The organism is Nonomuraea marmarensis, from assembly GCF_043197025.1.
Classification (GTDB): Bacteria; Actinomycetota; Actinomycetes; order Streptosporangiales; family Streptosporangiaceae; genus Nonomuraea; species Nonomuraea marmarensis.
In genome coordinates this window covers 1-25,015 of the sequence record NZ_JBICRM010000043.1, presented here as the reverse complement: position 1 = coordinate 25,015, position 25,015 = coordinate 1, and the positions used below count along the sequence as shown (strand labels likewise).

The following is a 25,015-nucleotide window of genomic DNA, read 5'->3' as shown; positions in this document are numbered from 1 at the left end:
CCGGGAGATTGGCCAGCGCACCTATGAACGATCTCGATCTGAACACCTTGCTCGGCGCCGAGGACGACGAAGGTCGCACCCGGCGCAGTCGAGGCTCCGGTAAACGCGGCGGCAGCCGCAGGCGGCGCAGGCGCCGCAACCGGGGCGGTTTCATGGCTCCCTTGCTCGCCTTCATCGTGCTGGCGGGCATCATCGGGGGCGGCGGTTACTACGGCTACCTGTGGCTCAGCGACGCGCTCGTGCCCGACGACTACTCCGGTCAGGGCAGTGGCGAGGTCGTCGTGGAGATCAAGGACGGCCAGAGCGCCTCCGACGTGGCGCTGGAGCTGGAGCGGCAGGGGGTCGTAGCCAGCGCCAGGGCGTTCACCAACGCCATCGGCAACGCGGGCAAGAGCGCCTCGCTGCAGCCCGGCTCGTACAAGCTGCGCAAGCAGATGTCGGCCGCGAGCGCGGTGGCGCTGCTCATCCCGGAGAACCGGCTGCTCGCCAGGGTGACGATCAAGGAGGGCCTGCGGCTCTCCGACACCCTGACCACGCTCGCCAAGGAGACGGGCAAGCCCGTCAAGGAGTTCACCGCCGCGGCCAAGGACGCCGGCGAGCTCGACCTGCCGTCCTACGCCAGGAACAAGCTCGAAGGGTACGCCTTCCCCGCCACGTACGAGTTCCAGCCGAAGACCACCCCGTCGCAGATGCTGGCGAAGATGGTCGACCGGTACAACCAGACGGCCGAGAAGGTGGACCTCGAAGGCGGCGCCAAGGTCCTCGGCCACACCCCGCACGAGATCATGATCATCGCGAGCATCGTGCAGGCCGAGGCCGGCCGCGCCGAGGACATGCCCAAGATCGCCCGCGTCATCTACAACCGGCTGGAGCGCAAGCCGCAGATGAAGCTGGAGATGGACAGCACGGTGATGTACGCGCTGAACAAGTACGGCACCGCCGCCACCATCCCCGAGACGAAGACCAAGAGCAAGTACAACACGTACATGTACCTCGGCCTGCCGCCCGGCCCGATCACCAACCCGGGCGACCACGCCATCGAGGCGGCGCTGAACCCGACGAAGGGGAACTGGCTCTGGTTCGTCGCCACGGACCCCAAGAGCAACGCCACCCAGTTCGCCACGACGGAGGCCGAGCGCCAGGCTCTCCTGGCCGAATACCGCAGGAACGGCGGCTGACCTCTTCGCGGCCGCCCGCCGACGTGGGCGGGCGGCCGTCCGGCGGCCGCGGCTCGCGTTCATCGGCAAACCCAGTCTGTACGGCTCCGCACGGTGGGCACCTCCCGCCGCTGTGCGGAGCCGCCCGTCCAGGGGACGCTCCTCCAGCGGCGCGACGTCCCGCCGTGACACGCGCTCTGTGGACCGTCCGGGTGGTGGGGGAGTTGGCGATAGGGTCGACGTGTTCGGAAGGAGTCGGGATGCGGGCTGCGGTTTTGGGGTCCCCCATCGGCCATTCGCTCTCGCCTTACCTGCACAGGGCCGCCTATCAGGCGATGGGGCTCGACGGGTGGATCTACGAGGCGTTCGAGTGCGATGAGGCGCGGCTGCCCGGATTGCTGCGGGAGTTGGTGCCCTTGCGCGGCCAGGCTCCCGACGACCGGGACGCCTGGGCGGGGCTGTCACTGACGATGCCGCTCAAGCGGGCCGTTTTGCCCCTGCTCGACACCGTGTCCGAGCTGGCCGTCGAGGTCGGCGGGGCCAACACCGTGGTGTTCCGCGACGGGCTGCGCCACGGCGACAACACCGACGTCTACGGCATCGAGCGGGCGCTGGCCGAGGCCGGGGTGCCCGCGCCGCGCTCGGCGACCGTGCTGGGCGGCGGGGCCACGGCGGCTTCCGCGCTGGCGGCGCTGCGCAACCTCGGGCTCTATTCCGTCACCCTGCTGGTGCGCGACCCCGCGCGGGCCGGGGAGACGGTGGCGGTGGCCGAACGGCTGGGCGTGGCGCTGGCGGTGGAGACGCTGGACAAGCTCGACGCCAGGACGCGGGTGGATCTGGTGGTGTCCACGTTGCCGGGCGGGGCGGCCGACGCCTTCGCCGACCGGCTGGCGCGGGTGCCCGCGCTCTTCGACGTGGTCTACTCACCCTGGCCGACCAGCGCGGCGGCGGCCGTGCGGGCCGCGGGTGGGGTCGTGGTCGGGGGGTTCGCGATGTTGCTGCATCAGGCGGTGCGGCAGGTGGAGCTGATGACCGCCCGCACGGATGTGGCTGTGGAGGCGATGCGCGCGGCCGGCGAGGCCGAACTCGCTAGGCGGTCGGCCAATCGAAGGGATTGATGGTTTTCACGTCGAGCCTCGCGAAGTCCTTCACGTTGCGGGTCACGAGGGTCCAGTTGTGCGCGCGAGCGGTGGCGGCGATGAGGCCGTCGACGATCGGGAGCGGCCGCAGGGCTTGCATCCGCCCCCATTCCTCGGCCACGACGGAGGTGACGGGTAGCACCCGGGTCCTGAACTCGTGCTGGAGACGGTCCAGCCAGGACTCGTAACCACCTGCCTGCGCCGGGTCGCGGCGGCGCAGCAGCTCGACACCTTTGCGGATCTCCCCGAACACCATGACGCTCAGGTAGAGGTTGGGGCCGGTCATGGTGTCGAGCCAGGCCTGCATCCGGTCGTCTCTGGTGCGCTTTGTCATCTCGGACACGACATTGGTGTCGAGGATGTAGCTCACTCGGTGCTCCCGAAGCCGAGGTCCCGCATCTCGGTGCTCTTGTCGCGGGTGAGGTCGAGCTCGCTCAGGTCAGGGCCCGAGAGAAGGAACTCTTTGAAGTCCGGCTGCTTGCCTTTGAGCTGACGGTATTCCTCCATGTCGAGGATCACCGCCACATCATGCCCGTGTCTGGTGACGATCTGAGGTCCCTCGTCGTGCGCCCTCCGGACGACCTCACTGAAGCGCTGCTTGGCCTCCTGGAGCTGCCATTTGGTGGTCTCTTCGAGCTGTTCTACGGTCATATGCCCTCCTTCTGGCTACTTTTCTGGACAGAAATCTAGCATGGAGAGCTTGGCCGCCTGGGATGATTCGAGGAAGGCTCGTCGTTGTGGTAATGTGGCTCCCTGATCGGTCCGGCATGCCTTGCTGGACGCGCAAGCGGAGGTCTCCCTCCCACCTGAGTCACCGATAGGTGGCCGGGTCCAGGATCACGCCGGACTACTCCGGGGAGCTCGAGGTCACTAAGCCGACGAGCTCAGTGGCCCCGCATGCGCGACGTGCGGGGCTTTTCGCATTCAGCGAGAGCTCCCCGTACGACGAGCACGTAGGGATCGCAAACCTAGGAGGCCCCATCAGCACTGAGCCCCGCATCAACGAGCGTATCCGAGTTCCCGAGGTTCGCCTCGTGGGCCCGAACGGCGAGCAGGTAGGCATCGTCTCGATTCACGACGCGCTGAAGCTCGCCCAGGAGGCCGACCTCGACCTCGTCGAGGTCGCGGCCACGGCTCGACCGCCCGTGTGCAAGCTCATGGACTACGGCAAGTTCAAGTACGAGTCCGCGATGAAGGCGCGCGAGGCGCGCAAGAATCAGGCGCACACGATCATCAAGGAGATCAAGCTCCGGCCGAAGATCGACCCGCACGACTACGAGACCAAGAAGGGTCACGTGGTGCGGTTCCTCAAGGCGGGAGACAAGGTCAAAGTCACGATCATGTTCCGTGGTCGCGAGCAGTCCCGGCCGGAGCTCGGCTTCCGGCTGCTGCAGCGGCTGGCGGACGACGTCCAGGAGCTCGGCTTCGTGGAGTCCCACGCCAAGCAGGACGGCCGTAACATGATCATGGTGATCGGTCCGCACAAGAAGAAGGCCGAGGCCAAGGCCGAAAAGGCCGCAGCCAAGGCGCAGCGTGGCGGCGAGGACACTTCCATACAGGAAGGATGACCCGCGGTTGGGGTTAGCCTTACAAAGCACCCCGATTAAGCCACCGGCAGACGAAGACGCCGCGACCGGGCCGGCCCAGCACCGGCCCGGCCCGTGGCACGACCGAAACGAGGAGAGACGGCGACATGCCGAAGATGAAGACGCACAGCGGTGCGAAGAAGCGGTTCCGGGTCACCGGCACCGGCAAGATCAAGCGTCGCCGTGCCAACCGCGCGCACTACAACGAGTGGAAGTCGTCCACGCTGACGCGCCGTCTCAAGAACGAGGTCGTCCTTTCCGACGCCGACTCCAAGAAGATCAAGAAGCTGCTCGGCAAGTAGCGCGAACCCCCGGGGAGATACAACATGGCACGCGTGAAGCGGGCGCTCAACGCCAAGAAGAAGCGCAAGGTCGTCCTCGAGAGGGCGAGCGGTTACCGTGGCCAGCGGTCACGCCTTTACCGCAAGGCCAAGGAGCAGATGCTCCACTCGATGACGTACGCCTACCGGGACCGCAAGGACCGTAAGGGTGCGTTCCGCCGTCTGTGGATCCAGCGGATCAACGCCGCCGCCCGCCAGAACGGCATGACCTACAACCGCCTGATCCAGGGTCTGCGGCTGGCCCACATCGAGGTCGACCGCAAGATCCTGGCCGACCTCGCGGTCAACGACAGCCAGACCTTCGCCACGCTCGTCGAGGCCGCCAAGAAGGCGCTCCCGGCGAACGTGAACGCTCCGGCCGCGAGCTGAAGCAGTTGCCTTAATCGAGGGGCCCACCTGATGATGGTGGGCCCTTTGCCGTATCCAGGGGGAGAGTATGGCGGGGTCCGAGCTGACCAACCTGAGGTCGCCGCGGGTTAAGGCGGCCAGGCGGCTCACCAAGCGGGCCTTCAGGGAGCAGGATCGCAGGTTCCTGGCCGAGGGGCCGCAGGCGGTGCGCGAGGCGCTCAAGCTCGGCGGCGTGACGCTGGAGCTGTTCAGCACGGCCGAGGCTGAGCTGCGCCACCCCGAGCTGATCACCGAGGCCACGCTCCAGGGCGTCCCCGTGCACCGGGCCAGCGGCGAGGTCATGTCGGAGCTGTCCCAGACCGTCACCCCGCAGGGGCTGCTCGCCGTGTGCAAGCTGGTGCACGTCCCGCTGGAAGAGGCCCTGGATCAGGAGCCGCGCTTGGTCGCGATGCTCGCGCACGTGCGCGACCCCGGCAACGCCGGCACCGTCATGCGGGCCGCCGACGCCGCCGGCGCCGACTCGGTGGTCTTCACCGACGCCTCCGTCGACCCGTACAACGGCAAGTGCGTACGCGCCAGCGCCGGCAGCCTGTTCCATTTGCCCGTCGTCATCGGTGCACCGGTGAGCGCCGCCGTGCGTCAACTGAAGGAGCGGGGCCTGCGCGTGCTGGCGGCCGACGGCACGGGCAAGCACACGCTCGACGATGTCGATCTGTCGGGTCCCACCGCGTGGATCTTCGGGAACGAGGCCTGGGGACTGCCGGAGGAGATACTCGCCGAGGCGGACGATGTGGTCAGAGTGCCCATCTACGGACAGGCCGAAAGCCTGAACCTGGCCACCGCCGCAGCGGTATGCCTTTACTCCTCGGCCAGGGCTCAGCGAGTGTCCTAGGCGGCTGGAAACCCGCTATTGTCGGCGGTGTAGGCGGAGGAGGCGAGGTCGTGCACGGCGCAGACACCGACGGGCGGGTCGTGGCCGCCGCGTGCACGATAGCCATCGACGACCTTCCCGACGGTCTCATCGTGACCGATGGTTTCGGTTGTGTGGTCGCCGTCAACCGGGCCGCCGCCAGGCTCACCGGTGTTCCGATGGAGCGCGCGGTCGGCCGGCACATGAACGACGTGTTCCCCTTCCGCGATCACGACGGGCGCGACTGGTGGAAGGCGCTCGATCCCGAGGGCGGACTGCGTACCCGGAGCAGGGCGCCGGAGCGGCCGCTGCACCTGCCGGGCGGCCAGGAGCTCTACGTCGCGGCCCGGCTGGTGCGCGAGCCCGAGCGCGGCGGCGAGGTCGAGCGGGTGGCGATCACGCTACGCGACGGCGGCGCCCGCGCCCGGCTGGAGCGCAGCCGCGCCGACCTGGTCTCCACCGTGGCCCACGAGCTGCGCTCGCCGCTGACCAGCGTCAAAGGGTTCACGGCTACGCTGCTGGCGAAGTGGACGCGGTTCACCGACGAGCAGAAGCGCGTCATGCTCGAGACCGTCAACAACGACGCCGACCGCGTCACCAGGCTCATCACCGAGCTGCTCGACGTCTCGCGGATCGAGTCTGGGCGGCTGGAGGTGCGCCGCCAGGTCGTGGATCTCCCCGCCAGAGCGCGCAGGCTCATCGCGGGCCGGGTCGCGGCGGGCGAGGCCGAGGAGCGCTTCCGGCTGCTGGACGGCGACGACCTGCCCGAAATGTGGCTCGACCAGGACAAGATCGACCAGATCCTGGGTAACCTGGTGGAAAACGCGGTGCGCCACGGGCGCGGCACCGTGACAATCGAGATCGAGTCCGTCGAATGGGGAGTTGCCGTGTCGGTGCGCGATGAGGGCGAGGGCATCGAGCCCGAGCTGGCTCCGCGCGTCTTCAGGCAGTTCTGGCGGGGCGGCAACAGCCGCAGGCGCGGCGGCACCGGGCTCGGCCTGTTCATCGTCAAGGGCCTGGTCGAGGCGCACGGCGGGACGATCGCCGTGCAGCGGGCGCCCGAGGGCGGGGCGGAGTTCCGATTTACCGTGCCCGCCGGCACGCCGGACTTCGCGACTCCGTAGCGCGCGAGTCGGCCCCGGTGGGCGGGCCCCACTAGACTCATTTCCGCTCAAGCCCTGGATACGGAGCTCACTCTTGTCTGACTACGACCCCGTCGAGGTGACACCGTTGCATGCCGACGAGCTGTCCCGCATGGAGGCCGACGCCCTCGCGGCGATCAAGTCTGCCGCCGACCTCGACGCACTCAAGCAGGCCCGGCTGGCGCACGCGGGCGACCGCTCGCCCATCGCCCTGGCCAACCGCGAGATCGGCGCCCTGCCGCCGGCCGCCCGCGCCGAGGCGGGCAAGCGCGTCGGTGGCGCGCGCAAAGCGATCAACGAGGCGCTGGCCGCCCGGCAGGCCGAGCTGGAGGCCGAGCGCGACGCTCGGGTGCTCGTCGAGGAGACCGTCGACGTCACCCTGCCGTGGGACCGGCGGTCGCGCGGCGCCCGCCACCCGCTGACCACGCTGCAGGAGCACATCGTCGACGTGTTCGTGGCCATGGGCTACGAGGTGGCCGAGGGGCCCGAGCTCGAAGGCGAGTGGTTCAACTTCGACGCGCTCAACATCGCCAAGGACCACCCGGCGCGGTCCGACCACGACACGTTCTTCGTCGGGTCCACCGAGTCGGGCATGGTGTTGCGTACGCAGACCTCGCCCGTGCAGATCCGCGCGCTGCTCCAGCGTGAGCTGCCGGTCTACGTGATCTCGCCGGGCAAGACGTTCCGCACCGACGAGCTCGACGCCACCCACACCCCGGTCTTCCACCAGACCGAGGGACTGGCCGTGGACGAGGGGCTGACGATGGCCCACCTCAAGGGGACGCTCGACCGGTTCGCGGAGGTGATGTTCGGCAAGGGCATCACGACCCGGTTCCGGCCCAACTACTTCCCGTTCACTGAGCCGTCCGCCGAGATGGACCTCAAGTGTTTCGTCTGCCGTGGCGCCTCGGCCATCCCCGGCAACCCGCCCTGCCGCACCTGCAAGTCGGAGGGCTGGATCGAGTGGGGCGGCTGCGGCATGGTCAACCCGCGCGTGCTCGTCGCATGCGGGGTCGATCCGTCGCGATACTCCGGGTTCGCGTTCGGGATGGGCATCGAACGGACGCTGATGTTCCGCCACAACGCCGAGGACATGCGTGACATGGTCGAGGGAGACGTGCGGTTCACGCTCCCGTTCGGAATGGAGATCTGATGAAGGTCCCGCTCTCCTGGCTGCGGGAGTATGTCGATCTCCCGGCGGTCACCGCCCACGAGGTGGCCGACAAGCTCACCGCGGCCGGGCTCAAGCTCGAGTCGATCGCCTCGCACGGCCACGACGTCAAGAACGTCGTGGTCGGCGAGGTGCTCGAGATCGAGGAGCTGACCGGGTTCAAGAAGCCGATCAGGCACTGCAAGGTCGAGGTGGGCGAGGCGACGCCGCGCGAGATCGTCTGCGGGGCCGTGAACTTCGCCGCCGGTGACCGGGTGCCCGTCGTGCTGCCCGGGGGCGTGCTGCCCGGCGGGTTCGAGGTGGGGGCGCGCAAGACGTACGGACGACTGTCCGAGGGCATGATCTGCTCCGAGCGTGAGCTCGGGCTGGGCGACGACCACGACGGCATCATGGTGCTGCCCGCGGACACCCCCATCGGCACCGACGTGGTCGAGCTGCTCGGGCTGCGCGACGACGTGATCGAGCTGGAGATCACGCCCGACATCGGCTACGCGCTGTCGATCAGGGGCGTGGCGCGCGAGGTGGCGACGGCGTTCGGGGTGGAGTTCCGCGATCCCGCCGACGTGGAGCCGCCCGAGGAGGCCGCCGCGTCGTGGCCGGCCTCGATCGCCGACCCGACGGCGTGCGACAGGTTCGTGCTGCGCGAGGTCAGCGGGTTCGACCCGGCCGTGCCCAGCCCGCTCTGGATGCGGGTACGCCTCTCACGGGCCGGCATGCGCCCCGTGTCGCTGGCCGTCGACGTCACCAACTACCTGATGCTGGAGCTGGGGCAGCCGCTGCACGCGTTCGACCGGGCGAAGCTGACCGGGGAGATCGTCGTACGCAGGGCCGCGGCCGGTGAGCGGCTCGAGACGCTCGACCACGTGGTCCGCGAGCTCGACCCCGACGACATCCTGATCACCGACCAGTCGGGGCCGATCTCGATGGCGGGCACGATGGGCGGGCTGGAGACCGAGATCTCCGACGTCTCCACCGACATCGTCATCGAGGCCGCCCACTTCTCCGCGACCGGCATCTCGCGCGAGTCGCGCAGGCACGGGCTGGTGTCGGAGGCGTCCAAGCGGTTCGAACGGGGCGTGGACCGGGAGCTGCCGCTCGTCGCCTCGTGGCGGGCCGTGCGCCTGCTGGCCGAGCTGGGCGGCGCGACCGTGCAGCCCGGGGTCACGCATGCCCAGGTGGACGTGTCACCGCCGCGCATCGCGATCCCGTCGGGCTACCCGAGCGCCGTGGCCGGTGTCACGTACTCGAAGGAGACCGTGATCTCGCGGCTGGAGCAGGTCGGCTGCGTCGTGACGGCCGGCAGCGACCCGGCCGTGCGCAAGGGCGGCGTCGATCCGACCGGGGTGGTGACCGGCGGCGCGCTGGCGGTCAAGCTGGCCGTCACCGGCGACGACATGATCACGGTCACGCCGCCGTCGTGGCGTCCCGACCTCACCGATCCCAACGACCTGGCCGAAGAGGTCATCCGGTTGGAGGGCTACGAGAGCCTGCCGTCAGTGCTGCCGTCGGCCCCGGCCGGCGCGGGGCTGACCGAGAGGCAGCGGCTGCGGCGGCGGGTCGGACGGGCGCTGGCCGAGGGCGGTTACGTCGAGGTGCTCAGCTACCCGTTCATCAGTCCTGCCGACTTCGACCACCTGCAGTTGCCCTCCGACGACGCGCGGCGGCGTGCCATGCGGCTGGCCAACCCGCTGTCGGAGGACGAGCCGCTGATGCGCACGACGCTGCTGCCGGGGCTGCTCAAGACCCTGGTGCGTAACGTCGGGCGTGGGTTCGCGGACGTGGCGCTGTTCGAGACGGGGCCGGTATACCGGCCGCGCGAGGGTGCTTCCGAGGTGGCGCCGGTGCTCGGGGTCGAGCGGCGGCCCACCCTCGAGGAGCTGGCCTCGATCGAGGCGGCGCTGCCCGACCAGCCGCTGCGGGTCGCGGTCGTGCTGACCGGGGAGTTCGAGCGGTCCGGCTGGTGGGGCGGCGGGCGCCAGGCCTCATGGGCCGACGCGGTGCAGGCCGCGCGGCTGGTGGCGGCCGAGTCGCGGGTCGAGTTGTCGATCAGCGCCGACCAGCACGAGCCGTGGCATCCCGGCCGGTGCGCCGCCCTCTACGCGGGCGACACGCTGGTGGGGCATGCCGGTGAGCTGCATCCGCGGGTCATCGAGGCGTACGGGCTGCCGCCGCGCACCGCGGCGATGGAGCTGGAGTTGTCGCGGCTGGAGGCCGTCATGCCCGGGCCTGCCGACGCCCCGCCGGTGTCCGCCTATCCGGTGGCAACGCAGGATGTGGCGTTGATCGTGCCCGACTTCACGCCGGTGGCCGATGTGGAGGCCGCCCTGCGTGACGGGGCCGGGGCGTTGCTGGAGTCGATCCGGTTGTTCGACGTTTATGCGGGGTCGCAGGTGGGCGAGGGGAACAAGTCGCTCGCCTACTCGATGCGGTTCCGGGCCGGGGACCGTACGTTGACGGTTGAGGAGACTACGGCGGCCCGGGACGCGGCGGTGGCGATGGCGGCCGACCGGGTGGGGGCTCAGCTGCGTAGCGCCTGAGCCGTTTCAGGGGCCGGTACAGTGGGTGCCGTGCCGGCCCTTACCGGGTTCGGGCCTGGTAGAGCTTGGTGACGTCGATATCGATGTCGAAGGGAGCCGAGATCTTCAGCCTGTCGTGATAGGCGCCGGTGGTCACGTAGGACTTCGTGACAGGATCGAGCTCGTAGACGAAGATGACTGGCTTGCCGTCGAGCTCTTCAATGATCCAGAAATGGCGAATCCCCGCCTCTGCGTAAAGTACAGGCTTGCGCACTTTGTCGCGCACCGCGGAGTCCGGCGAGACGACTTCGACAACGAGGACCACGTCTCCGGCCTTGAAGCAGGTGACCTCACTCCCGATCATCGCCTTGGGCCCCACGACGATGAGGTCGGGCTCCGGGCGCTGCTGCGGAGCTGTCTTGACGCTCATCTCCTGGACCACTTCGTGGTCTGCCGGCACGAGGTCTTCCAGCTCGTTGTGCAGCCGATGGATGACCATCTGATGGAAGTGTCGCTGTGGGCTCACGAAGACCAAGCTTCCATCAATCAACTCTGTGTGCGCAGGCAAATCCGGAATGTGATCGAGATCTTCTGCTACGAAGCCCTGCGGTGGCGGGAAGACCCAGTCGGGGAGCGAGGGATGAGGCGTCATCTCAAGGATCACCGCTTCGGCAGCCATGGTCATGGTCCAACGCTACCAACCTATTGCGCTCACGCCGGGTGAACGGCCATACACGCTAGCGGAATCGCTGTCGGAGTTGAGACGTGCAGGCTGAACCCGGGAGGATCTGGTCATGAGGCAGCTGCTGGTGTTCGGTGCGCGGGATGACGCCGAGGAGGTCGCGGAGGCGCTGGGGGAGTGGTTTCCGGCGCTTGGGGTGCCGCGGGTGGTGCGGGAGACGCTTGCGGGGGAGGACGACGCCGAGGACGCACAGTGGCTGGTCGTTGTCGAAGGGCTCGAGCAGGGGGCGCTGGCGAAGGTGGATGAGCTGGTGGAGCGGTATGAGGGGTGGCGGGAATCGGGCTGAGCCGACTCAGAACTTGTCAATCTCGGTAAGGTCGATGGCCAGGTCGAAAGGGACCGTTAGTTTCAGCGAATCGTAGTAGACGCCGGTGGCGACGTAGGACCTGGTGGCGGGATCCAGCGCGTAGACATAGACCACGGGCCTGTCCGAGTCGTTCTCGACCCGCCAGAAATGAGGGATGCCGGCCTCCGCGTAAAGTAGTGGCTTGCGGCGACGGTCGCGGCTCTTGGACTCAGGAGAGACGACCTCGACGACAAGAACTACGTCTCTCGCCCGGTAAAAAGTCTCATCACCGCCGGCTGCCGCCTCGGCCCTGATCACTGTGAGGTCAGGCTCTGGACGCTGGTCGGTGTCGAGGATGACGCTCATCTCGCGACGCACACGGAGATCCTCCGGTGCCGCACGGCGCACTTCGCTCTCGAGGAGCGATATGGCACGCATGTGGAAGGCACGCATGTGGAAGGACGCCTGGGGACTCACGAAGACCAAGCTTCCATCAATCAACTCTGTGTGCGCAGGCAAATCCGTAATGTGATCGAGATCTTCTGCGACGAAGCCCCCCGGCGGTGGAAAGGCCCAGTCGGGCATTGAGTGAATCGTCATCTCATGAATCACCGCTTCGGCCGTCATGATCCAACGCTACCAATCTAATTCGCTCACGCCATGTGAACGGATGCATACACGGGAGCGTTCGTCGGTTGCGAACAAGTGTCCCCGTCGCGGCTGGGCTGGGGCAGAGTGGCGGTATGCGTGTTGCCGTGCTGTCCGACATTCACGGGGTGTTGCCTGCGCTTGAAGCCGTGCTGGCCGAGCCCGACGTGGCCGCGGCCGATCTGGTCGTGCTCACCGGGGACATGGCCGCGGGGCCGATGCCGGTGGAGACGCTCGACGTGCTGGTCTCGCTGGGGGAGCGGGGGCTGTGGGTCAATGGGAACGCCGACAGGGAGCTGGTGGAGGTCGCCCGGGGGAAGGTCAGCGAATATCCGGTGACCCAGTGGGCGGCCGGGCGGTTGCGCGACGATCAGGTCGGGTTGCTGGCGGCTCTGCCCGATCGGCAGGTGCTTGAGCTGGGGCGGTTGGGCAGGACGTTGTTCGTGCATGCCACGCCGCGTAGCGATGAGGAGATGATCCTCGTGGACAGCTCGCTGGAGCGGTGGGGGGAGGCGCTGGCGGGGGAGAGTGCCGACACTCTGGTGGTCGGTAACACGCATATGCCTTTTGTACGGCTGGTCGATCGGGTGCTGGTGGTCAATCCGGGGTCGGTTGGGATGCCCTATGGGAACTACGGGGCGCAGTGGGCCTTGCTCGACGGGGACAGCGGGGGCGTGACGCTTCGGTCGACTCCGCTCGATGCGGGGCGGGTGGGGGAGAGGCTGGTCGCCGAGAGTGCGTTCGAGGGGATTGAGGAGTTCATCGCCGAGTTCGTCACGAGCGTTTACTCCGATGCCGAGGCGTTGAGGGTGTTCGCCAAGGCGGAGAAACGCTAGGCGGTGGCCTGCTGGCTCGCCTCTCTGCGGGCCTTCTCGGCCAGGGCGTGCTCGTCCGTTCTGGCGTCGTACCTGCGGAATTTCGGGAGGGCGGCGCCCAGCGCCAGGACGGCGCCGACGCAGAGCAGGCCGCCCGCGCCGAGGGAGAAGCGGGTGCCGCCGAAGTTGGCCATCAGGCTGGCTCGGGTGTTGCCCAGCATCGGGCCGCTGGCGTACGAGAGGAGCTCGATGCCCGCCAGGCGGCCGCGGAGCTCCTGGGGGATCGTCTGGTTCCACATGGTCATCCGGAAGATGCCGCTGACCATGTCGGCGGCGCCGGCGAGTGCGATGCAGACGAAGACGAGCCAGACGTTGGGGGCCAGGGCGGTCAGGGCCACCGCCACGCCCCACAGCGCGGCTGCGACGATCACGCCGAGGCCCTGGCGTTGCACGCGCGCCGCCCAGCCGCCGGTGACCGAGGCGATCAGGGCGCCCACCGCGGCGGCCGAATACAGCAGCCCCAGCGCCTGCGGCGCCCTCAGCTCGTCGGCCAGGAACGGGAACAACGCAGTCGCCATCGCGAACACCATCGCCGCGATGTCCACCAGGTACGTCCCCATCAGGTCGCTGCGCCCCACCGCGTAACGCACGCCCTCGACCAGCGACTTCAGCGACGCGGGCGCGGCGTCCTCGGCGGGCGGCAACGACCGGATCCGCCACAGCAGCGCCAGCGACAGCACGAAGGTCACCGTGTCGACGCCGTACGCCACCGCCGTGCCGAACGCCGTCACCAGCAGGCCGCCCAGAGCCGGGGCCACGATGGCGCCGAAATTCCACCGCATGCTCGACAACACCGCCGCCGCTCCCTGCTGGTCATGCCGGACCACCTGCTGGAACACGGCTTCCAGGCTCGGACGCTGCAGGCAGGCGATGCCCGTGGAGACGGCGCCCATCACGTACAGGACCCAGACCTGCGGGTTCGGCAGCATCGCGTTGACCATGAGGGCCGTGGAGGTCACCAGCAGGCCGAGCTCGCTGAATATGATGATCTTGCGGCGGTCCAGCGCGTCGGCGATCGCCCCGCCCCACAGGCCGCACACCACCATCGGTACGAACTCCGCCAGGCTGACCAGACCGACCGCGAGGTAGGAGTCCGTCAACTCCTTCATCTGGTACGGCACCGCGACCATGGTGATGAACGTGCCGAACATCGTGATGACGCCGGACCCGAAGAGCAGGCGATAGTCGCGAGAGTCGCGCAGCGGGCTCACGTCGATTTGCAGGTGACGGAGAAGGCGCTTCAATCCATCGGGCACGAGGTCAGATTGTCCGACAAATGTGGCGATCGAGGCAAATGCATTTTCGGGGCCGGATGGTCGATTTTCGGAGAGGGAGATGAATTGGCCGTCCCGCCGACCGGGGCTGAGGTCCTTTGGGGAGGGAAGGGTGTGATGTTTGTCGGGCGCGGAGCGAGGGGTGACAGGCGCGGTAACCGCCCAAGCGCGTGCCTGGGTGGGTGGGAACGGCGCAGGCCCCCGGGGGGCCGGGGGCCTTGTTTGGGGGTCAGGCTGCCGGGGCCTTGTCCAGGAAGCCCAGGACTCTGCGGATCCTGCCGTCCTCGGCCAGTTCCACCACGTCGAATCCGATCGCGACCGGCTCCTCGCCCGCCGGGCCCAGGTGCCAGGTGAAGCGGGCGATGTGGTGGTGGGCGTCGTACACCTCGCCGGGGGTGAAGACCAGGCCGGGGAACATGCCCTGCGCGCCCTCGATCACCGCGGCGATCCCGGCGTGTCCGGCCACGTCGGCCAAGGGGTCGGTGTAGGTGCCGTCCTCGGTCCACAGTTCGGCCACCGCCTTCGCCCGGGCGTCGGCGTCGGTCTCGTTCCAGGCGGCAACGTAGCGTTCGATGAGATTCATGGTCATTCTCCTTGAGTTAGCGGATCTTGCGGAGGCCGGTGATCTGGAGTTCGGCGAAGACGCCGACCACCAGGGCCTGGGCGATGGCCCAGATGGCGCCGATCGTGGTGAGGCCGGCCGCGCCGGTGACCACGACGGCGACGCTGCCCAGGGTCCAGATGATGTTCAGGGCGATCACGGCCTTGGTCGCGGCCGGGCTGATCGGGCGGCGGGTGGCCAGGAAGCCGACCGCGGCGCCGTACACGAGCAGGAAGGCGCCGATCCCGCGCAGCACGCCGGCCTCCGGGCCGAGCAGGGAGCTCACCGGGGCGGCGAGGGCCAGGTAGACCAGCCCGTTGCCGCCGGTGACGACGGCGTCGGCGGAGAGCGCGAGGCGCAGGAACTTCGTCCGGTCGGTGGTGACGGTCAGGGCGGTCATGTCGGGCTCCTTCGCCGAGGTGGTTCGTGCTGACATGTGAAAGATGTCAGCCACGGCGTAGGGCCCGCGATTACGCCTCAGGTAAAGGAACCGCCTCGGCTGGCCTCCAACACGGTGCCTACCAGGGGAAACGCGAGTGATGTGACAGCGGACACAGTCACCGGCAGGAAGGCCATGATCACGAGGCGTTGGCCGCCGTCATGCTCGCCTTCCACGGGAACCAGGGCACGCGGATCTGGTACTGGCCTTCGCGGCCGTTGAGCGCGAGGGCGGGCAGCTTGGTGCCGATCATGGAGTCCCCGAGCACGATCTTGCCCGTGGAGGTCGCGGCGGCGCGATCAAGCGCCGGTCAGGCGCCGAGGATCTCCCTGCGCAGGTGGGTCTTGAGGATCTTGCCGCCGGGGTTGCGGGGCAGCTCGCCCTCGCGGAACCAGACGTGCACCGGGATCTTGAACTTGGCGATCCGGCCCGTCAGGAACGACTTCAGCTCCTCGGCCGTGACCGACATGCCCGGCGCCAGGCGGATGACCGCGCCCACCTCCTCGCCCAGCACGTCGTCCGGCACGCCGATGACCGCCGCGTCGTCCACCGCCGGATGCTCGAACAGGGCCGCCTCCACCTCGGCGCAGTAGACGTTCTCGCCGCCCCTGATCACCATGTCCTTGGCCCGGTCCACGATGTAGACGAAGCCCTCGTCGTCGATCTTGGCCAGGTCGCCGGTGTGCAGCCAGCCGCCGACGAACGTCTGCGCCGTGGCCTCCGGCTTGTTCCAGTAGCCCATGATGACGTTCGGGCCGCGTACGCACAGCTCGCCCACCTCGCCCGGCGGCAGCTCGTTGCCCATCGGGTCCACCACGCGCACGTCCACCACGGCCGTCGGCAGGCCGATGCTGTCGGGCTTGGCCTGGTAGTCGGCGCCGCCGTTGCCGATGGCCAGAGCGCTCGTCTCGGTCATGCCGTAGCCGTTGGAAGGGGCGCGGTTGGGCAGGTGCTCGGTGATGCGCTCCAGGAGCTTGGGCGGGGCGGGGGCGCCGCCGTACCCGAGGGTGGTCAGGGACGACAGGTCGTACTTGCCGAAGTCGGGGTGGGACATGAGCTGCCAGGCGTTGGTCGGCACGCCGATCATCGCGGTGATCCGCTCCCGCTCGATCAGGCGCAGGGCCTGCTCGGGATCCCACTTGTACATGAGCACCAGGCCGCCGCCGGTGAACATCGTGGTGGTCAGGGCCGAGAAGCAGCCCGTGACGTGGAACAGCGGCACGGTCAGCAGGGTGATCCGGCGGGTCCCCGTCGCCGCCGCGAGGTCCTTGCCCGCCATGGCGAGTGCGCGCAGGAACCCGTAGGAGACCGTCATGGGGGACTGGCCCAGGTTGCGGTGGCTGCCCAGCGCGCCCTTGGGGTGGCCGGTCGTGCCGGAGGTGTAGAAGATCGTGGCCGGGTCCTCAGGGGAGAGCTCGACGTCCGGGAGTTTGACGTCGGCCGCGATCTCGCCCATGACGTCGCCGAACGCGTGCGCCCCTTCCGGGGCCTCACCTCTGGTGACGATCAACGGCACGCCGGTCGAGGCCAGCCTGGCCGCGCGCTCGCCGTCCGCGATCAGCACCTTGGCGCCGGAGTCGCTCACGCCGTAGGCCAGCTCGGCCTCCGTCCACCAGGCGTTCAGCGGTACGGCGATGGCTCCCGCGGCCAGCACGGCCGAGAACGAGACCACCCATTCCGGGTAGTTGCGCATGGCCACGGCCACCCGGTCGCCTTTGTGCACGCCGTATTCCTCGACCAGGCGGTTGGCGAGGGTGGCGGCGCGGCGGAAGTGGTCCTCGAAGGTGATGTGCTCGTCCTCGTACACGAGGAAGACCTTGTCGCCGTGGAACCTGCTCATCTCCAGCAGGGCGCGGAAGTGGGCGGGGGCGTGCTTCCACGTGCGTATCCCGGTGCCGCCGATCTCCTCCATCTCGAACAGCTGGCCGGGTCCGGTGAGCTGGGCCTGGGCCTGGGCGTGCGAAAGGGACATGCGCCGAACTCCCGCTGTAGACGATTATTCCGGATAAATCACGATACCGACCGGTAGGTACGTCGCGCTAGAGCAGCCAAAACGGGGCTTCTAGCCCAGGCCGATAGGCGAGAGTTGCTGGATGTCGTAGCGGGCCCGCAATTCGGTCACCGCCGCCTGGTCGGGCGGCCCGGGGCAGTACAAGCCCGTCCGTCATCCGGTCCTGCCCTTCATAGAGGGTGATTGGTACCAATCTTCCGGAGTGGCCAGAGCCGATCAAGCCTTGTGAAAGTTTCATTTTTCTGCCGATAATTTCTGGCTTCCAACTGCTGTTTTAATGATCGCGGAGGGCTGGCATTGACCGTGCACTCGCATGTCAATACCGTCTGCGGTGCGGTCGTGACCGCATCGAAACTTTCGGAATCGAGTGCCTGCCTCCGGAGGTAGATGTCCGTGCATTCGTCGTCGCTAGTCAGAATCCTCACCTTGCTGGGGATGCTCTCAGCCTTCCTCCTGCCCGTCACCTCGGCCGACGCGTCCGCGCCGCTGCGCACGCACGCGGCCGGCCGGGGCAAGTTCATCGGTACGGCGCTCGCCACCAGCCCGCTGTCCAACGAGACCTCGTACCGCAACACGGCGGCCACCGAGTTCAGCCAGGTCACCGCCGAGAACGCGATGAAGTGGGACTCCACCGAGCCCAGCCAGGGCCAGTTCAACTTCTCCGGCGCCGACGCCATCGTCAACTTCGCCACCCAGAACAACCAGCAGGTCCACGGCCACACCCTCGTGTGGCACAGCCAGACGCCGGGCTGGGTGCAGAACCTGGGCGCCACCGCCATGCGCACGGCGATGCAGAACCACATCAGCCAGGTCGTCGGCCACTACGCCAGCAACCCGACCGTGGTCTCCTGGGACGTGGTGAACGAGGTCTTCGACGACAGCGGCAACCTGCGCACCTCGTTCTGGTACAACACGCTCGGCCAGAGCTACATCGCCGACGCCTTCCGCGCCGCCCGCGCCGCCGACCCGGACGCGCGCCTGTGCATCAACGACTACAACACCGAGGGGATCAACGCCAAGAGCACCGCGATCTACAATCTGGTGTCGTCGTTGCGGCAGCAGAACGTGCCCGTCGACTGCGTGGGCTTCCAGAGCCACCTGGCCATCCAGTACGGCTTCCCGAACGACTTCCAGCAGAACCTCCAGCGCTTCGCCGCCCTCGGCGTCCAGGTGCGGATCACCGAGCTGGACGTGCGCATCCAGACGCCCAGGGACGCCACGAAGGACGCCACGCAGGCCACCTACTACCGCAACGTCGTCAACGCCTGCCTGGCCGTCACCGCCTGCGCGGGCGTGACGATCTGGGGCTTCACCGACAAGTACTCCTGGGTGCCCGACACGTTCCCCGGGCAGGGCGCGGCGCTGATCTACAACGAGAACTACCAGCAGAAGCCCTCCTACACCGCCGTGCACGACGCGCTGGCGGGCGGCACCACCACCGATCCCACGCCGCCGACCACGCCCGGCGCGCCTGCCGCGAGCAACGTCACCTCGAACTCCGCCACCCTGACCTGGACCGCCTCGACCGACGCCGGCGGGAGCGGCCTGGCCGGGTACAACGTCTACCGCGAGCAGGGCACCACCGATCCGGTGCTCGGGCAGAGCAGCACCAACTCGATCTCGCTGACCGGGCTCAGCCCGAGCACGCAGTACCAGGTGTACGTGCGGGCCCGCGACGGAGCCGGGAACCTGTCCACCAACTCGCCGCTGGTCACCTTCACCACCATCGCCGGCCCCGGCGGCGGCGGAGGCTGCACGGCCACCGGCACCGTGCAGACCCAGTGGAGCAACGGATACGTGGTCCAGCCCGTGACCGTCACCAACACCGGCACCTCCGGCATCAGCGGCTGGACCGTCACGTTCACGCTGCCCGCCGGGCACACGCTGAGCGGCTCGTGGAACGCCGCGGTGACCGTCAGCGGGCAGACCGTCACCGCCAGGAGCATGGGCTACAACGGCACCCTGGCGCCGAACGCCAGCACCAGCTTCGGATACCAGGTCAGCCGGCCGAACGGGAACACGCAGACGCCTTCCGGCTACACCTGCGCCTGATCGATCTCCTCTGGGCGGCTTCGTGCCGCCCAGAGGATTCTCTCGTGCGGGAATATTGACATTTAAACCGTTCGGGTCTGTCGTTCGCCATAGGAGGTGAACGGCATGAACGAATGGGATGCCACCTCGTACGCGGGAAAGGACACCATCCTGCGAGTCGTCAGGGACGAGGCCGAGCGGCTGTTCGACCTGGCCGAACCCGAGGAGGCCTGGGAGGCTCCGACCGCCTGCCCGGGCTGGACGACGCGGGACGTGGTCGCGCACATCGTCGACACGACGGAAGGGTACTTCGCCGCCTTCGACGCGGCCCGCGGCGGCGGGGACCCGGCGGGCGCCTACGGGCTGACCGGGATGGGCGCCCGGGTGAACGAACAGGCCGTGGCGCTGCGCGGGGTCCCGCAGAAGGAGTTGCTCGACCGGCTCAAGACGGACTTCGAGCGCATGCAGACGATCCTGCGCGACCTCGGCGAGGACGAATGGGGCGGGTTGACCGTTCCGCACTTCTACATGGGGCCGCTGCCCGCGTACTTCTTCGCGGCTGGGCAGCTCATGGACTACGCGGTGCACTCCTGGGACATCCGCCAAGGGAGCGGCCGGGCGCACGGGCTGTCGGGGGAGGCGGCGGATCTGCTGGTGCCGTTCATGTTCGTGTTGTGGCAGTCGACCGTCAAGGCAGGGGCGGATCTCACGCCGTTCGAGGTCGGGGTCCGGGTGGGCGGGGTCAACGGGGGTGACTTCCGGGTCTCGATGGGCTCCGGCGGGATGACGTACCGGAAGGAGAGCCTGGACGGGTTGCCCGCGGTGATCGAGTTCGACGCGGGGAGCATGGTGCTCACCACGTTCGGGCGGAGCAACTCCGGGACCGTCAGGGGCGATCTGGCGCTCGCCGACCGGTACCTGAACCTGTTCTTCCGGATCTGAGCTGATCGGGCCCGTTTCGGCGGGCCCGATCGTCCTCACTCCAGGGTGATCCCTTCGCGCCTGAGGTCCTCGATGATTCCGTCCACCAGGCGCGTGGCCACCGTGTGGTGGAGGCGGCCGGCCTCGCGCAGCTCGCGTACGGCGGGCACCGGGTCGGGGTCGGCGAACAGCCGCTCGTCGGAGTAGTCCACGGGGCGGCCCGTCGGGTCGACGGTCCACCAGGAGGCCTCCAGCGCGATGCCGTTCGGGTCGCTGAAGTAGATCGAGCGCAGGAAGCCGTGGTCGATGACGTCGGTGACCTCGCAGCCGTGCGCCTTGAGCCGGTCGCGCAGCCTGAGGAGCGCGTCCTCGTCCGGCAGGTGCAGCGACAGGTGGTCGAACTGGGCCGCCTTTGCGTACGGCACGCCGGCGGGCTTGGCGAAGCTGTCGAGTTGCTGGTCGGTGTATTCGAAGAAGGCGACGGTGTTACCCGGGGCCACCTCGAAGAAGTAGTGCTTGAACGCGGGGATGGCGAGGGTGGTGACGAGGCGGGCGTCGAGCACGCCGTGCCAGAATCGCACGGTGGCGTCCATGTCCGCGGTCACCAGGGCTAGGTGGTGCACGCCGCGCCAGTGCACCGTGTCTGGGGTCGCAGCCATGCGTCAACCGTACGCCTTTCAACTATCTCTGGTAAGCCATGGCTTTCTGCCGTTGAGCATTGACACCCCTATCCCTCCGCGGGCATGCTGCGGAAGCTGATCCAAATCGATTTGCATTGGGGGAAGCCGGATGGCCGACCGTCCTCGACGGGTGCTGGTGACCGGGGCGGCAGGCGGGCTGGGGCGGGCGGTGCTCGCCCTGCTCGCGGCGGAAGAGGTGGCCGTGACCGCGCTCGACCGCCGCGATCCCGGTGAGGTACGCGCGGATCGGGTGGTCGTGGGCACCGCGTGCGACCCCGGCGTGGTACGTGACGCGCTCGACGGAGTGGAGGCCGTGATCCATCTCGCCGCCACGCCCGCGCCGGTGCTGGGGCCGCCCGAGGAGGTGTTCTCCATGAACGCCCGCGCCACCTACGTGGTGCTGGAGGAGGCCGGGCAGGCCGGGGTCGGGCGGGCGGCGGTCGCCAGCAGCCTGTCGGTCCTGGGGCTGGCCTGGGCCGCGCGGCCGCTGCATCCGGCGTACGTGCCGGTGGACGAGCGGCTGCCGTTGCAGATCGAGGATCCGTACGCGCTGTCCAAGCAGGCCGACGAGGCCACCGCCGAGATGATGACGCGGCGGTTCGGGATGACGACCGTGGCGCTGCGGTTCCCGCGGCTGGGAGAGGTGGACGGGAAGTTGCGGCGTACGGAGGAGGAGTGGGCCGCGGACCCGGCGGCCGGGGCCCGGGAGTTGTGGGCGTACCTGGACTTGCGGGACGCCGCCCGGGCCGCGTGGCTCGCGGTCACCCGGCCCGTCCAGGGGCATCACGTGGTGTCGGTCGCCGCGCCGGACACGTTGTCGGCCGTGCCGACCGAGGAGCTGCTGAGCCGGTTCCATCCGGGGAGCGAACGGCGGGGCGCGTTGCCGGGCAGGACGGTGCCCATCGACCTCGGCGCCGCCGAACGCCTGCTGGGCTTCGCCGCCCGGCACACCATGGGCGCCGCCTCGTGAGCGGCACGATGCCGGAGACGCAGGCGCCGTGGCCGGGGCGGGACGGGCTGCGGATCACCGGGGTGCGGGCCGTCGTGACCGCTCCCGAAGGGGTGCCGCTCGTGGTGGTGCGGGTCGACACCAGCGAACCCGGCCTGTACGGCATCGGCTGCGCCACGTTCACCCAGCGGTTCATGGCGGTGGCCGTCACCGTGGACGAGCACGTGGGCCCGATGCTGATCGGCCGTCACCCGGCCGACATCGAGGACATCACCCGGATGGTGCATTTCTCCTCCTACTGGCGTAACGGGCCCGTGCTGAACAACGCCTTGTCCGGGATCGACCAGGCGCTGTGGGACATCGCGGGCAAGCGGGCGGGCATGCCCGTGTACGAGCTGCTCGGCGGGCGGGTGCGGGCCGCGGCCGACACGTACCTGCATGCCGGCGGGGCCACGGCCGAGGAGACGATCGAGACGGCCCGGGAGATCCTGGCGCTCGGGTACCGGCATGTCCGGTTGCAGGTGGGGGCGCCGGGTCTGGGGCATTACGGGGCGCCGGGGTCGGCCGGCGGGTATCCGGGGCAGCCGTACCCGGACGGGTGGGACGTACAGCGTTATCTGCGCGACACCCCCGCGCTCTTCGAGCGGGCCAGGAGCGAGCTGGGCGAGGAGCCCGGGCTCATGCACGACGTGCACTCCCGGCTCAGCCCCAAGCAGGCCGTGGCGCTGGCGCGGCGGCTGGAGCCGTACCGGCTGTTCTTTCTGGAGGATCCGATCGCGCCGGAGTTCTACGATCGGCTGCCCGAGGTGCGGGAGGCCGCGCCGATGCCGATCGCGGCGGGCGAGCAGCTCGGCTCCGTCGCCGACGCGGCCAGGCTGGTCCGCGAGGGCGGGGTGGACCTGCTGCGGCTGCACGTGTCGGCCGTCGGCGGGCTGACGCCCGCGCGCAAGCTGGTCGCTTTGTGTGAGTTGTCGGGTGTGGGGACGGCGTGGCACTCTCCCGCCGACGTCTCGCCCGTCGGCGCGGCCGCCAACGTGGCGCTCGACGTGACCACGCCCGCCTTCCAGATCCAGGAGGGGCACGTGTACGGGGACGCCGTGCACGAGGTCTTTCCCGGCACCCTGCAGCCGCGCGACGGGTATCTCTATCCGAACGACGCGCCCGGGTGGGGGATCGAGCTGGATGAGGCGTTGGCCGTCCGGTATCCGCCGGAGACGCATCTGCATGAGCGGTGGGCCGTCCGGGTGCGGCGGCCCGACGGCGGTCTGGAGGCGCCTTAGCCGCTGTTCGTTCAGTGACGGTAAATTATAGTCAACGTAAGGATCGGGTCAATGTAAGATCTGGCCATGGCCTCTGGTGAGCGGGTCCCCGCCAGGCGGGAGCGGAAGAAGGCGGAGACCCGGCGCGCGATCGTCGCCGCGGCGCGGCGGCTCTTCGATGAGCGCGGGTTCGACGCCGTGACGGTGGTCGAGGTGGCCGAGGCGGCCGACGTGTCCGCCAAGACCGTGTTCAACTATTTTCCCGCCAAGGAGCAGCTCTTCTTCGAGGATGAGCCGCTGCTGGCCGGAGTGCCGTCCGAGGTGGTGAGCGGGCGGGTGGCCGGGGAGTCGGTGGTGGGCGTCCTGCGCACTCTGTTGCCCGCCGCCGTGGCCGACCCGGCCGCGCTGGTGGAACGGGCGCGGGTCTATCACGGCAGTCCGGCGCTGCGGGCGTTCGGGCGGGAGATGTTCGCCGCGCAGGAGCGGGCGCTGGCCGGTGTGCTCGCCCGCGACCGCGGACCGGGCCGGGTCACGCCGGGGATCCTGGCGGCCGTCGTGCTGAGCCCCGTGCGTGAGGTGTGGGAGACGGTCCTGACGCGCATGGCCACGGGCACGCCGCCCGAGGACGCCCTCGACCAGGGGGCTCGGGCTCTCGACGAAGCGCTCGCCGTACTCGGCCAGGGATTTCCCGGCTTGACCAGGGGTGAGCACGTACGCGGGGCCGCCGAACGGGCGGCGGAAGGCGGTGGAGGGGCCGCGGAGGCGCAGGCGACCTTGGGTGTAGACGTTCGGGAAAGCGTTGCCGGGCGGCGCGGCGAGCGGGCCGGGATCACGCGGGTGGCCGAGTTGGCCGGGGTGAGCGCGACGACCGTCTCGCACACGCTCAACGGGCGCCGTCCGGTCGCGGAGCGGACCAGGCGCCGGGTGCTGGAGGCCATCGAGGAGCTCGGCTACCGGCCCAACGTGCTCGCGCGCAGCCTGCGGACCAGCAGGAGCCAGACGATCGGGCTGGTGATCCCGGACATCACCAACCCGTTCTATCCGGCACTCGCCCGCGGCATGCAGGACGTGCTCGGGCCCGCCGGATACGACCAGATCATCAGCAACACCGACGGCGAGCGGCGGCTGGAGCGGGCCGCGCTGGAGCAGATGATCGCCCGGCAGGTCGACGGGCTGGCGTTCGCGGTGTTCAACACGCACGCCGAGGACCTGTTGCCGGTCATCGAGAGGGGGATGCCGGTGGTCAGGCTCGGCGGCAGGCTCATCCAGCAGGGCGTGGACGTCGTGCACAGCGACGATGAGGGCGGCGCCCGGGAGGCCACCCGCTACCTGCGGGAACGCGGCTATCGCCGGATCGGTTTCGTGTGCGGTCCCGCCGAGGAGGGGCCGGCCGCCGAACGCGTGGCCGGCTACCGGGCCGCGCTGGCGGAGGCGGGCGTGGGCGCCGGTGTGGAGGGTGGGCTCGTGGTGCACACGCACTTCAGTCGCCAGGGTGGCGCCGTGGGGGCGGCGCGGCTGCTCGACCTGCCCGAGCCGCCCGACGCGCTGCTGTGCGCCAACGACGTCATGGCCATCGGCGCGCTCGACGTCGCCATCGAGCGCGGGCTGCGGGTGCCGGAGGACGTGGCGATCATGGGGTTCGACGACATCGAGGCGGCGAGCATGGTCACGCCCCGGCTCACCACGATGGCCAACCCGGCCAGGGAGATCGGGCAGGCCGGCGCGCGCAGGCTGCTCGACCGGCTCGAAGGCAAGGTGGGCGAGCCGTACAGCGAGATGATCATCCCCGCCCGGCTGGCACGCCGCGAGTCCGCCTGACAGCATCCGAGTTCGCCGGGGGAGGGCGCCTGGAGTCGCTCACCCTAGACGAGTAAGTCCGATCGCCGGTCAGTGGTCGTAGGCGATCAGTGACCGGATAGTCGGGGCGTTGGTCATGTGGTTGTGCCAGATCGCGGCGGCCATCGCCAGGACACGCTGGGCGACGCGGAT

At 69.2% G+C, this 25,015-nt stretch carries 26 protein-coding genes and 1 pseudogene; 16 read left to right on the top strand and 11 right to left on the bottom strand.

All coding sequences use genetic code 11. From position 1 onward, the window contains the following. Positions 1-23: 23 nt before the first annotated feature. On the top strand, positions 24-1,178 hold the full coding sequence (gene mltG, locus ACFLIM_RS43560; RefSeq protein ID WP_393175477.1) for an endolytic transglycosylase MltG: 1,155 nt from the start codon (positions 24-26) through the stop codon (positions 1,176-1,178). A gap of 239 nt (positions 1,179-1,417) precedes the next feature. Next, positions 1,418-2,275 (top strand): shikimate dehydrogenase, encoded by an 858-nt coding sequence (locus tag ACFLIM_RS43555; RefSeq protein WP_393175475.1) that lies wholly within the window; start codon positions 1,418-1,420, stop codon positions 2,273-2,275. On the opposite strand, the gene ACFLIM_RS43550 is transcribed toward ACFLIM_RS43555, so the two are convergent. Together ACFLIM_RS43550 and ACFLIM_RS43545 are read right to left on the bottom strand one after the other, a co-directional pair. Further along, the gene (locus ACFLIM_RS43550) at positions 2,247-2,666 is read right to left on the bottom strand and encodes a type II toxin-antitoxin system VapC family toxin (protein ID WP_393175473.1); all 420 of its coding nucleotides are present in this window, start codon (positions 2,664-2,666) and stop codon (positions 2,247-2,249) included. The genes ACFLIM_RS43555 and ACFLIM_RS43550 overlap by 29 nt on opposite strands. After that, complete coding sequence (locus tag ACFLIM_RS43545; RefSeq protein WP_393175471.1) at positions 2,663-2,947, bottom strand: type II toxin-antitoxin system Phd/YefM family antitoxin; 285 nt, start codon at positions 2,945-2,947, stop codon at positions 2,663-2,665. Before ACFLIM_RS43545 ends, ACFLIM_RS43550 begins: the two co-directional genes overlap by 4 nt. A gap of 308 nt (positions 2,948-3,255) precedes the next feature. Here ACFLIM_RS43545 and infC point away from each other — a divergent pair, with 308 nt between their 5' ends. From infC to ACFLIM_RS43510, 7 genes are all read left to right on the top strand, one after another. Beyond that, positions 3,256-3,864 carry a translation initiation factor IF-3 gene (infC, locus tag ACFLIM_RS43540; protein ID WP_449291498.1) on the top strand — a complete coding sequence of 203 codons (609 nt, stop codon included), beginning with the start codon at positions 3,256-3,258 and terminating at the stop codon, positions 3,862-3,864. 125 nt (positions 3,865-3,989) lie between these two features. Beyond that, positions 3,990-4,184, top strand: a complete 195-nt coding sequence (gene rpmI / locus ACFLIM_RS43535) for a 50S ribosomal protein L35 (protein WP_393175469.1) — start codon at positions 3,990-3,992, stop codon at positions 4,182-4,184. A 24-nt stretch (positions 4,185-4,208) separates the two neighbouring features. Then, a complete protein-coding gene (gene rplT / locus ACFLIM_RS43530; protein WP_393175467.1) occupies positions 4,209-4,592 on the top strand; it encodes a 50S ribosomal protein L20 in 384 nt (127 codons plus the stop codon). Positions 4,593-4,659: 67 nt separating this feature from the next. Further along, a complete protein-coding gene (locus tag ACFLIM_RS43525) occupies positions 4,660-5,463 on the top strand; it encodes a TrmH family RNA methyltransferase (protein ID WP_393175465.1) in 804 nt (267 codons plus the stop codon). 50 nt (positions 5,464-5,513) lie between these two features. After that, positions 5,514-6,605: a sensor histidine kinase gene (locus ACFLIM_RS43520; protein WP_393175463.1), complete on the top strand. Its 1,092-nt coding sequence runs from the start codon at positions 5,514-5,516 to the stop codon at positions 6,603-6,605. A gap of 130 nt (positions 6,606-6,735) precedes the next feature. Then, positions 6,736-7,776 carry a phenylalanine--tRNA ligase subunit alpha gene (pheS, locus tag ACFLIM_RS43515; RefSeq protein WP_393175581.1) on the top strand — a complete coding sequence of 347 codons (1,041 nt, stop codon included), beginning with the start codon at positions 6,736-6,738 and terminating at the stop codon, positions 7,774-7,776. Then, positions 7,776-10,331 carry a phenylalanine--tRNA ligase subunit beta gene (locus ACFLIM_RS43510; RefSeq protein ID WP_393175461.1) on the top strand — a complete coding sequence of 852 codons (2,556 nt, stop codon included), beginning with the start codon at positions 7,776-7,778 and terminating at the stop codon, positions 10,329-10,331. The genes pheS and ACFLIM_RS43510 overlap by 1 nt, the downstream gene beginning before the upstream one ends. Before the next feature lie 40 nt (positions 10,332-10,371). On the opposite strand, the gene ACFLIM_RS43505 is transcribed toward ACFLIM_RS43510, so the two are convergent. Next, complete coding sequence (locus ACFLIM_RS43505; RefSeq protein WP_393175459.1) at positions 10,372-10,995, bottom strand: Uma2 family endonuclease; 624 nt, start codon at positions 10,993-10,995, stop codon at positions 10,372-10,374. Positions 10,996-11,104: 109 nt separating this feature from the next. Between ACFLIM_RS43505 and ACFLIM_RS43500 the strand changes: the two genes are divergently transcribed. After that, positions 11,105-11,338 carry a hypothetical protein gene (locus ACFLIM_RS43500; protein ID WP_393175457.1) on the top strand — a complete coding sequence of 78 codons (234 nt, stop codon included), beginning with the start codon at positions 11,105-11,107 and terminating at the stop codon, positions 11,336-11,338. Between the two features lie 6 nt (positions 11,339-11,344). Here ACFLIM_RS43500 and ACFLIM_RS43495 read toward each other — a convergent pair whose 3' ends face one another. After that, positions 11,345-11,965: a Uma2 family endonuclease gene (locus tag ACFLIM_RS43495; RefSeq protein WP_393175455.1), complete on the bottom strand. Its 621-nt coding sequence runs from the start codon at positions 11,963-11,965 to the stop codon at positions 11,345-11,347. A 116-nt stretch (positions 11,966-12,081) separates the two neighbouring features. Here ACFLIM_RS43495 and ACFLIM_RS43490 point away from each other — a divergent pair, with 116 nt between their 5' ends. Continuing rightward, positions 12,082-12,822, top strand: coding sequence for a metallophosphoesterase family protein (locus tag ACFLIM_RS43490; RefSeq protein ID WP_393175453.1), 741 nt, complete (start codon positions 12,082-12,084; stop codon positions 12,820-12,822). On the opposite strand, the gene ACFLIM_RS43485 is transcribed toward ACFLIM_RS43490, so the two are convergent. The 5 genes from ACFLIM_RS43485 to ACFLIM_RS43465 form a co-directional block, all read right to left on the bottom strand. Beyond that, positions 12,819-14,117, bottom strand: coding sequence for an MFS transporter (locus ACFLIM_RS43485; protein ID WP_393175451.1), 1,299 nt, complete (start codon positions 14,115-14,117; stop codon positions 12,819-12,821). The genes ACFLIM_RS43490 and ACFLIM_RS43485 overlap by 4 nt on opposite strands. A 247-nt stretch (positions 14,118-14,364) precedes the next feature. Beyond that, on the bottom strand, positions 14,365-14,718 hold the full coding sequence (locus ACFLIM_RS43480) for a nuclear transport factor 2 family protein (RefSeq protein ID WP_393175449.1): 354 nt from the start codon (positions 14,716-14,718) through the stop codon (positions 14,365-14,367). A 16-nt stretch (positions 14,719-14,734) separates the two neighbouring features. Further along, complete coding sequence (locus ACFLIM_RS43475; protein WP_393175447.1) at positions 14,735-15,172, bottom strand: hypothetical protein; 438 nt, start codon at positions 15,170-15,172, stop codon at positions 14,735-14,737. A 142-nt stretch (positions 15,173-15,314) separates the two neighbouring features. Next, positions 15,315-15,443, bottom strand: coding sequence for a hypothetical protein (locus ACFLIM_RS43470; protein WP_393175445.1), 129 nt, complete (start codon positions 15,441-15,443; stop codon positions 15,315-15,317). Between the two features lie 42 nt (positions 15,444-15,485). Continuing rightward, entirely contained in the window at positions 15,486-17,147 is a 1,662-nt protein-coding gene (locus ACFLIM_RS43465; protein ID WP_393175443.1) for a class I adenylate-forming enzyme family protein, read from the bottom strand. Positions 17,148-17,621: 474 nt separating this feature from the next. On the opposite strand from ACFLIM_RS43465, the gene ACFLIM_RS43460 reads away from it, so the two are divergent. Together ACFLIM_RS43460 and ACFLIM_RS43455 are read left to right on the top strand one after the other, a co-directional pair. After that, entirely contained in the window at positions 17,622-19,238 is a 1,617-nt protein-coding gene (locus ACFLIM_RS43460) for an endo-1,4-beta-xylanase (protein WP_393175441.1), read from the top strand. Between the two features lie 105 nt (positions 19,239-19,343). Further along, positions 19,344-20,159 carry a maleylpyruvate isomerase family mycothiol-dependent enzyme gene (locus ACFLIM_RS43455; protein WP_393175439.1) on the top strand — a complete coding sequence of 272 codons (816 nt, stop codon included), beginning with the start codon at positions 19,344-19,346 and terminating at the stop codon, positions 20,157-20,159. A gap of 35 nt (positions 20,160-20,194) precedes the next feature. On the opposite strand, the gene ACFLIM_RS43450 is transcribed toward ACFLIM_RS43455, so the two are convergent. Next, positions 20,195-20,797, bottom strand: a complete 603-nt coding sequence (locus tag ACFLIM_RS43450) for a VOC family protein (RefSeq protein WP_393175437.1) — start codon at positions 20,795-20,797, stop codon at positions 20,195-20,197. Positions 20,798-20,927: 130 nt separating this feature from the next. Here ACFLIM_RS43450 and ACFLIM_RS43445 point away from each other — a divergent pair, with 130 nt between their 5' ends. The 3 genes from ACFLIM_RS43445 (at position 20,928) to ACFLIM_RS43435 (ending at position 24,844) form a co-directional block, all read left to right on the top strand. Next, the gene (locus ACFLIM_RS43445) at positions 20,928-21,788 is read left to right on the top strand and encodes an NAD-dependent epimerase/dehydratase family protein (protein WP_393175435.1); all 861 of its coding nucleotides are present in this window, start codon (positions 20,928-20,930) and stop codon (positions 21,786-21,788) included. Beyond that, positions 21,785-23,047 carry an enolase C-terminal domain-like protein gene (locus ACFLIM_RS43440; RefSeq protein WP_393175433.1) on the top strand — a complete coding sequence of 421 codons (1,263 nt, stop codon included), beginning with the start codon at positions 21,785-21,787 and terminating at the stop codon, positions 23,045-23,047. The genes ACFLIM_RS43445 and ACFLIM_RS43440 overlap by 4 nt, the downstream gene beginning before the upstream one ends. A 66-nt stretch (positions 23,048-23,113) precedes the next feature. Next, positions 23,114-24,844 carry a substrate-binding domain-containing protein gene (locus ACFLIM_RS43435; protein ID WP_393175431.1) on the top strand — a complete coding sequence of 577 codons (1,731 nt, stop codon included), beginning with the start codon at positions 23,114-23,116 and terminating at the stop codon, positions 24,842-24,844. 69 nt (positions 24,845-24,913) lie between these two features. Here ACFLIM_RS43435 and ACFLIM_RS43430 read toward each other — a convergent pair. Then, positions 24,914-25,015 (bottom strand): annotated as a pseudogene (locus tag ACFLIM_RS43430) (IS982 family transposase); the annotation flags it as partial.

Bases quoted from the DNA above. Each gene is read 5' to 3' on its own strand.
- mltG (WP_393175477.1), top strand. From the start codon at position 24: ATGAACGATCTCGATCTGAACACCTTGCTCGGCGCCGAGGACGACGAA.
- ACFLIM_RS43555 (WP_393175475.1), top strand. From the start codon at position 1,418: ATGCGGGCTGCGGTTTTGGGGTCCCCCATCGGCCATTCGCTCTCGCCT.
- ACFLIM_RS43545 (WP_393175471.1), bottom strand. From the start codon at position 2,947: ATGACCGTAGAACAGCTCGAAGAGACCACCAAATGGCAGCTCCAGGAG.
- rpmI (WP_393175469.1), top strand. From the start codon at position 3,990: ATGCCGAAGATGAAGACGCACAGCGGTGCGAAGAAGCGGTTCCGGGTC.
- rplT (WP_393175467.1), top strand. From the start codon at position 4,209: ATGGCACGCGTGAAGCGGGCGCTCAACGCCAAGAAGAAGCGCAAGGTC.
- ACFLIM_RS43525 (WP_393175465.1), top strand. From the start codon at position 4,660: ATGGCGGGGTCCGAGCTGACCAACCTGAGGTCGCCGCGGGTTAAGGCG.
- pheS (WP_393175581.1), top strand. From the start codon at position 6,736: ATGGAGGCCGACGCCCTCGCGGCGATCAAGTCTGCCGCCGACCTCGAC.
- ACFLIM_RS43510 (WP_393175461.1), top strand. From the start codon at position 7,776: ATGAAGGTCCCGCTCTCCTGGCTGCGGGAGTATGTCGATCTCCCGGCG.
- ACFLIM_RS43505 (WP_393175459.1), bottom strand. From the start codon at position 10,995: ATGACCATGGCTGCCGAAGCGGTGATCCTTGAGATGACGCCTCATCCC.
- ACFLIM_RS43500 (WP_393175457.1), top strand. From the start codon at position 11,105: ATGAGGCAGCTGCTGGTGTTCGGTGCGCGGGATGACGCCGAGGAGGTC.
- ACFLIM_RS43495 (WP_393175455.1), bottom strand. From the start codon at position 11,965: ATGACGGCCGAAGCGGTGATTCATGAGATGACGATTCACTCAATGCCC.
- ACFLIM_RS43490 (WP_393175453.1), top strand. From the start codon at position 12,082: ATGCGTGTTGCCGTGCTGTCCGACATTCACGGGGTGTTGCCTGCGCTT.
- ACFLIM_RS43480 (WP_393175449.1), bottom strand. From the start codon at position 14,718: ATGAATCTCATCGAACGCTACGTTGCCGCCTGGAACGAGACCGACGCC.
- ACFLIM_RS43475 (WP_393175447.1), bottom strand. From the start codon at position 15,172: ATGTCAGCACGAACCACCTCGGCGAAGGAGCCCGACATGACCGCCCTG.
- ACFLIM_RS43465 (WP_393175443.1), bottom strand. From the start codon at position 17,147: ATGTCCCTTTCGCACGCCCAGGCCCAGGCCCAGCTCACCGGACCCGGC.
- ACFLIM_RS43460 (WP_393175441.1), top strand. From the start codon at position 17,622: ATGCTCTCAGCCTTCCTCCTGCCCGTCACCTCGGCCGACGCGTCCGCG.
- ACFLIM_RS43455 (WP_393175439.1), top strand. From the start codon at position 19,344: ATGAACGAATGGGATGCCACCTCGTACGCGGGAAAGGACACCATCCTG.
- ACFLIM_RS43450 (WP_393175437.1), bottom strand. From the start codon at position 20,797: ATGGCTGCGACCCCAGACACGGTGCACTGGCGCGGCGTGCACCACCTA.
- ACFLIM_RS43445 (WP_393175435.1), top strand. From the start codon at position 20,928: ATGGCCGACCGTCCTCGACGGGTGCTGGTGACCGGGGCGGCAGGCGGG.
- ACFLIM_RS43435 (WP_393175431.1), top strand. From the start codon at position 23,114: ATGGCCTCTGGTGAGCGGGTCCCCGCCAGGCGGGAGCGGAAGAAGGCG.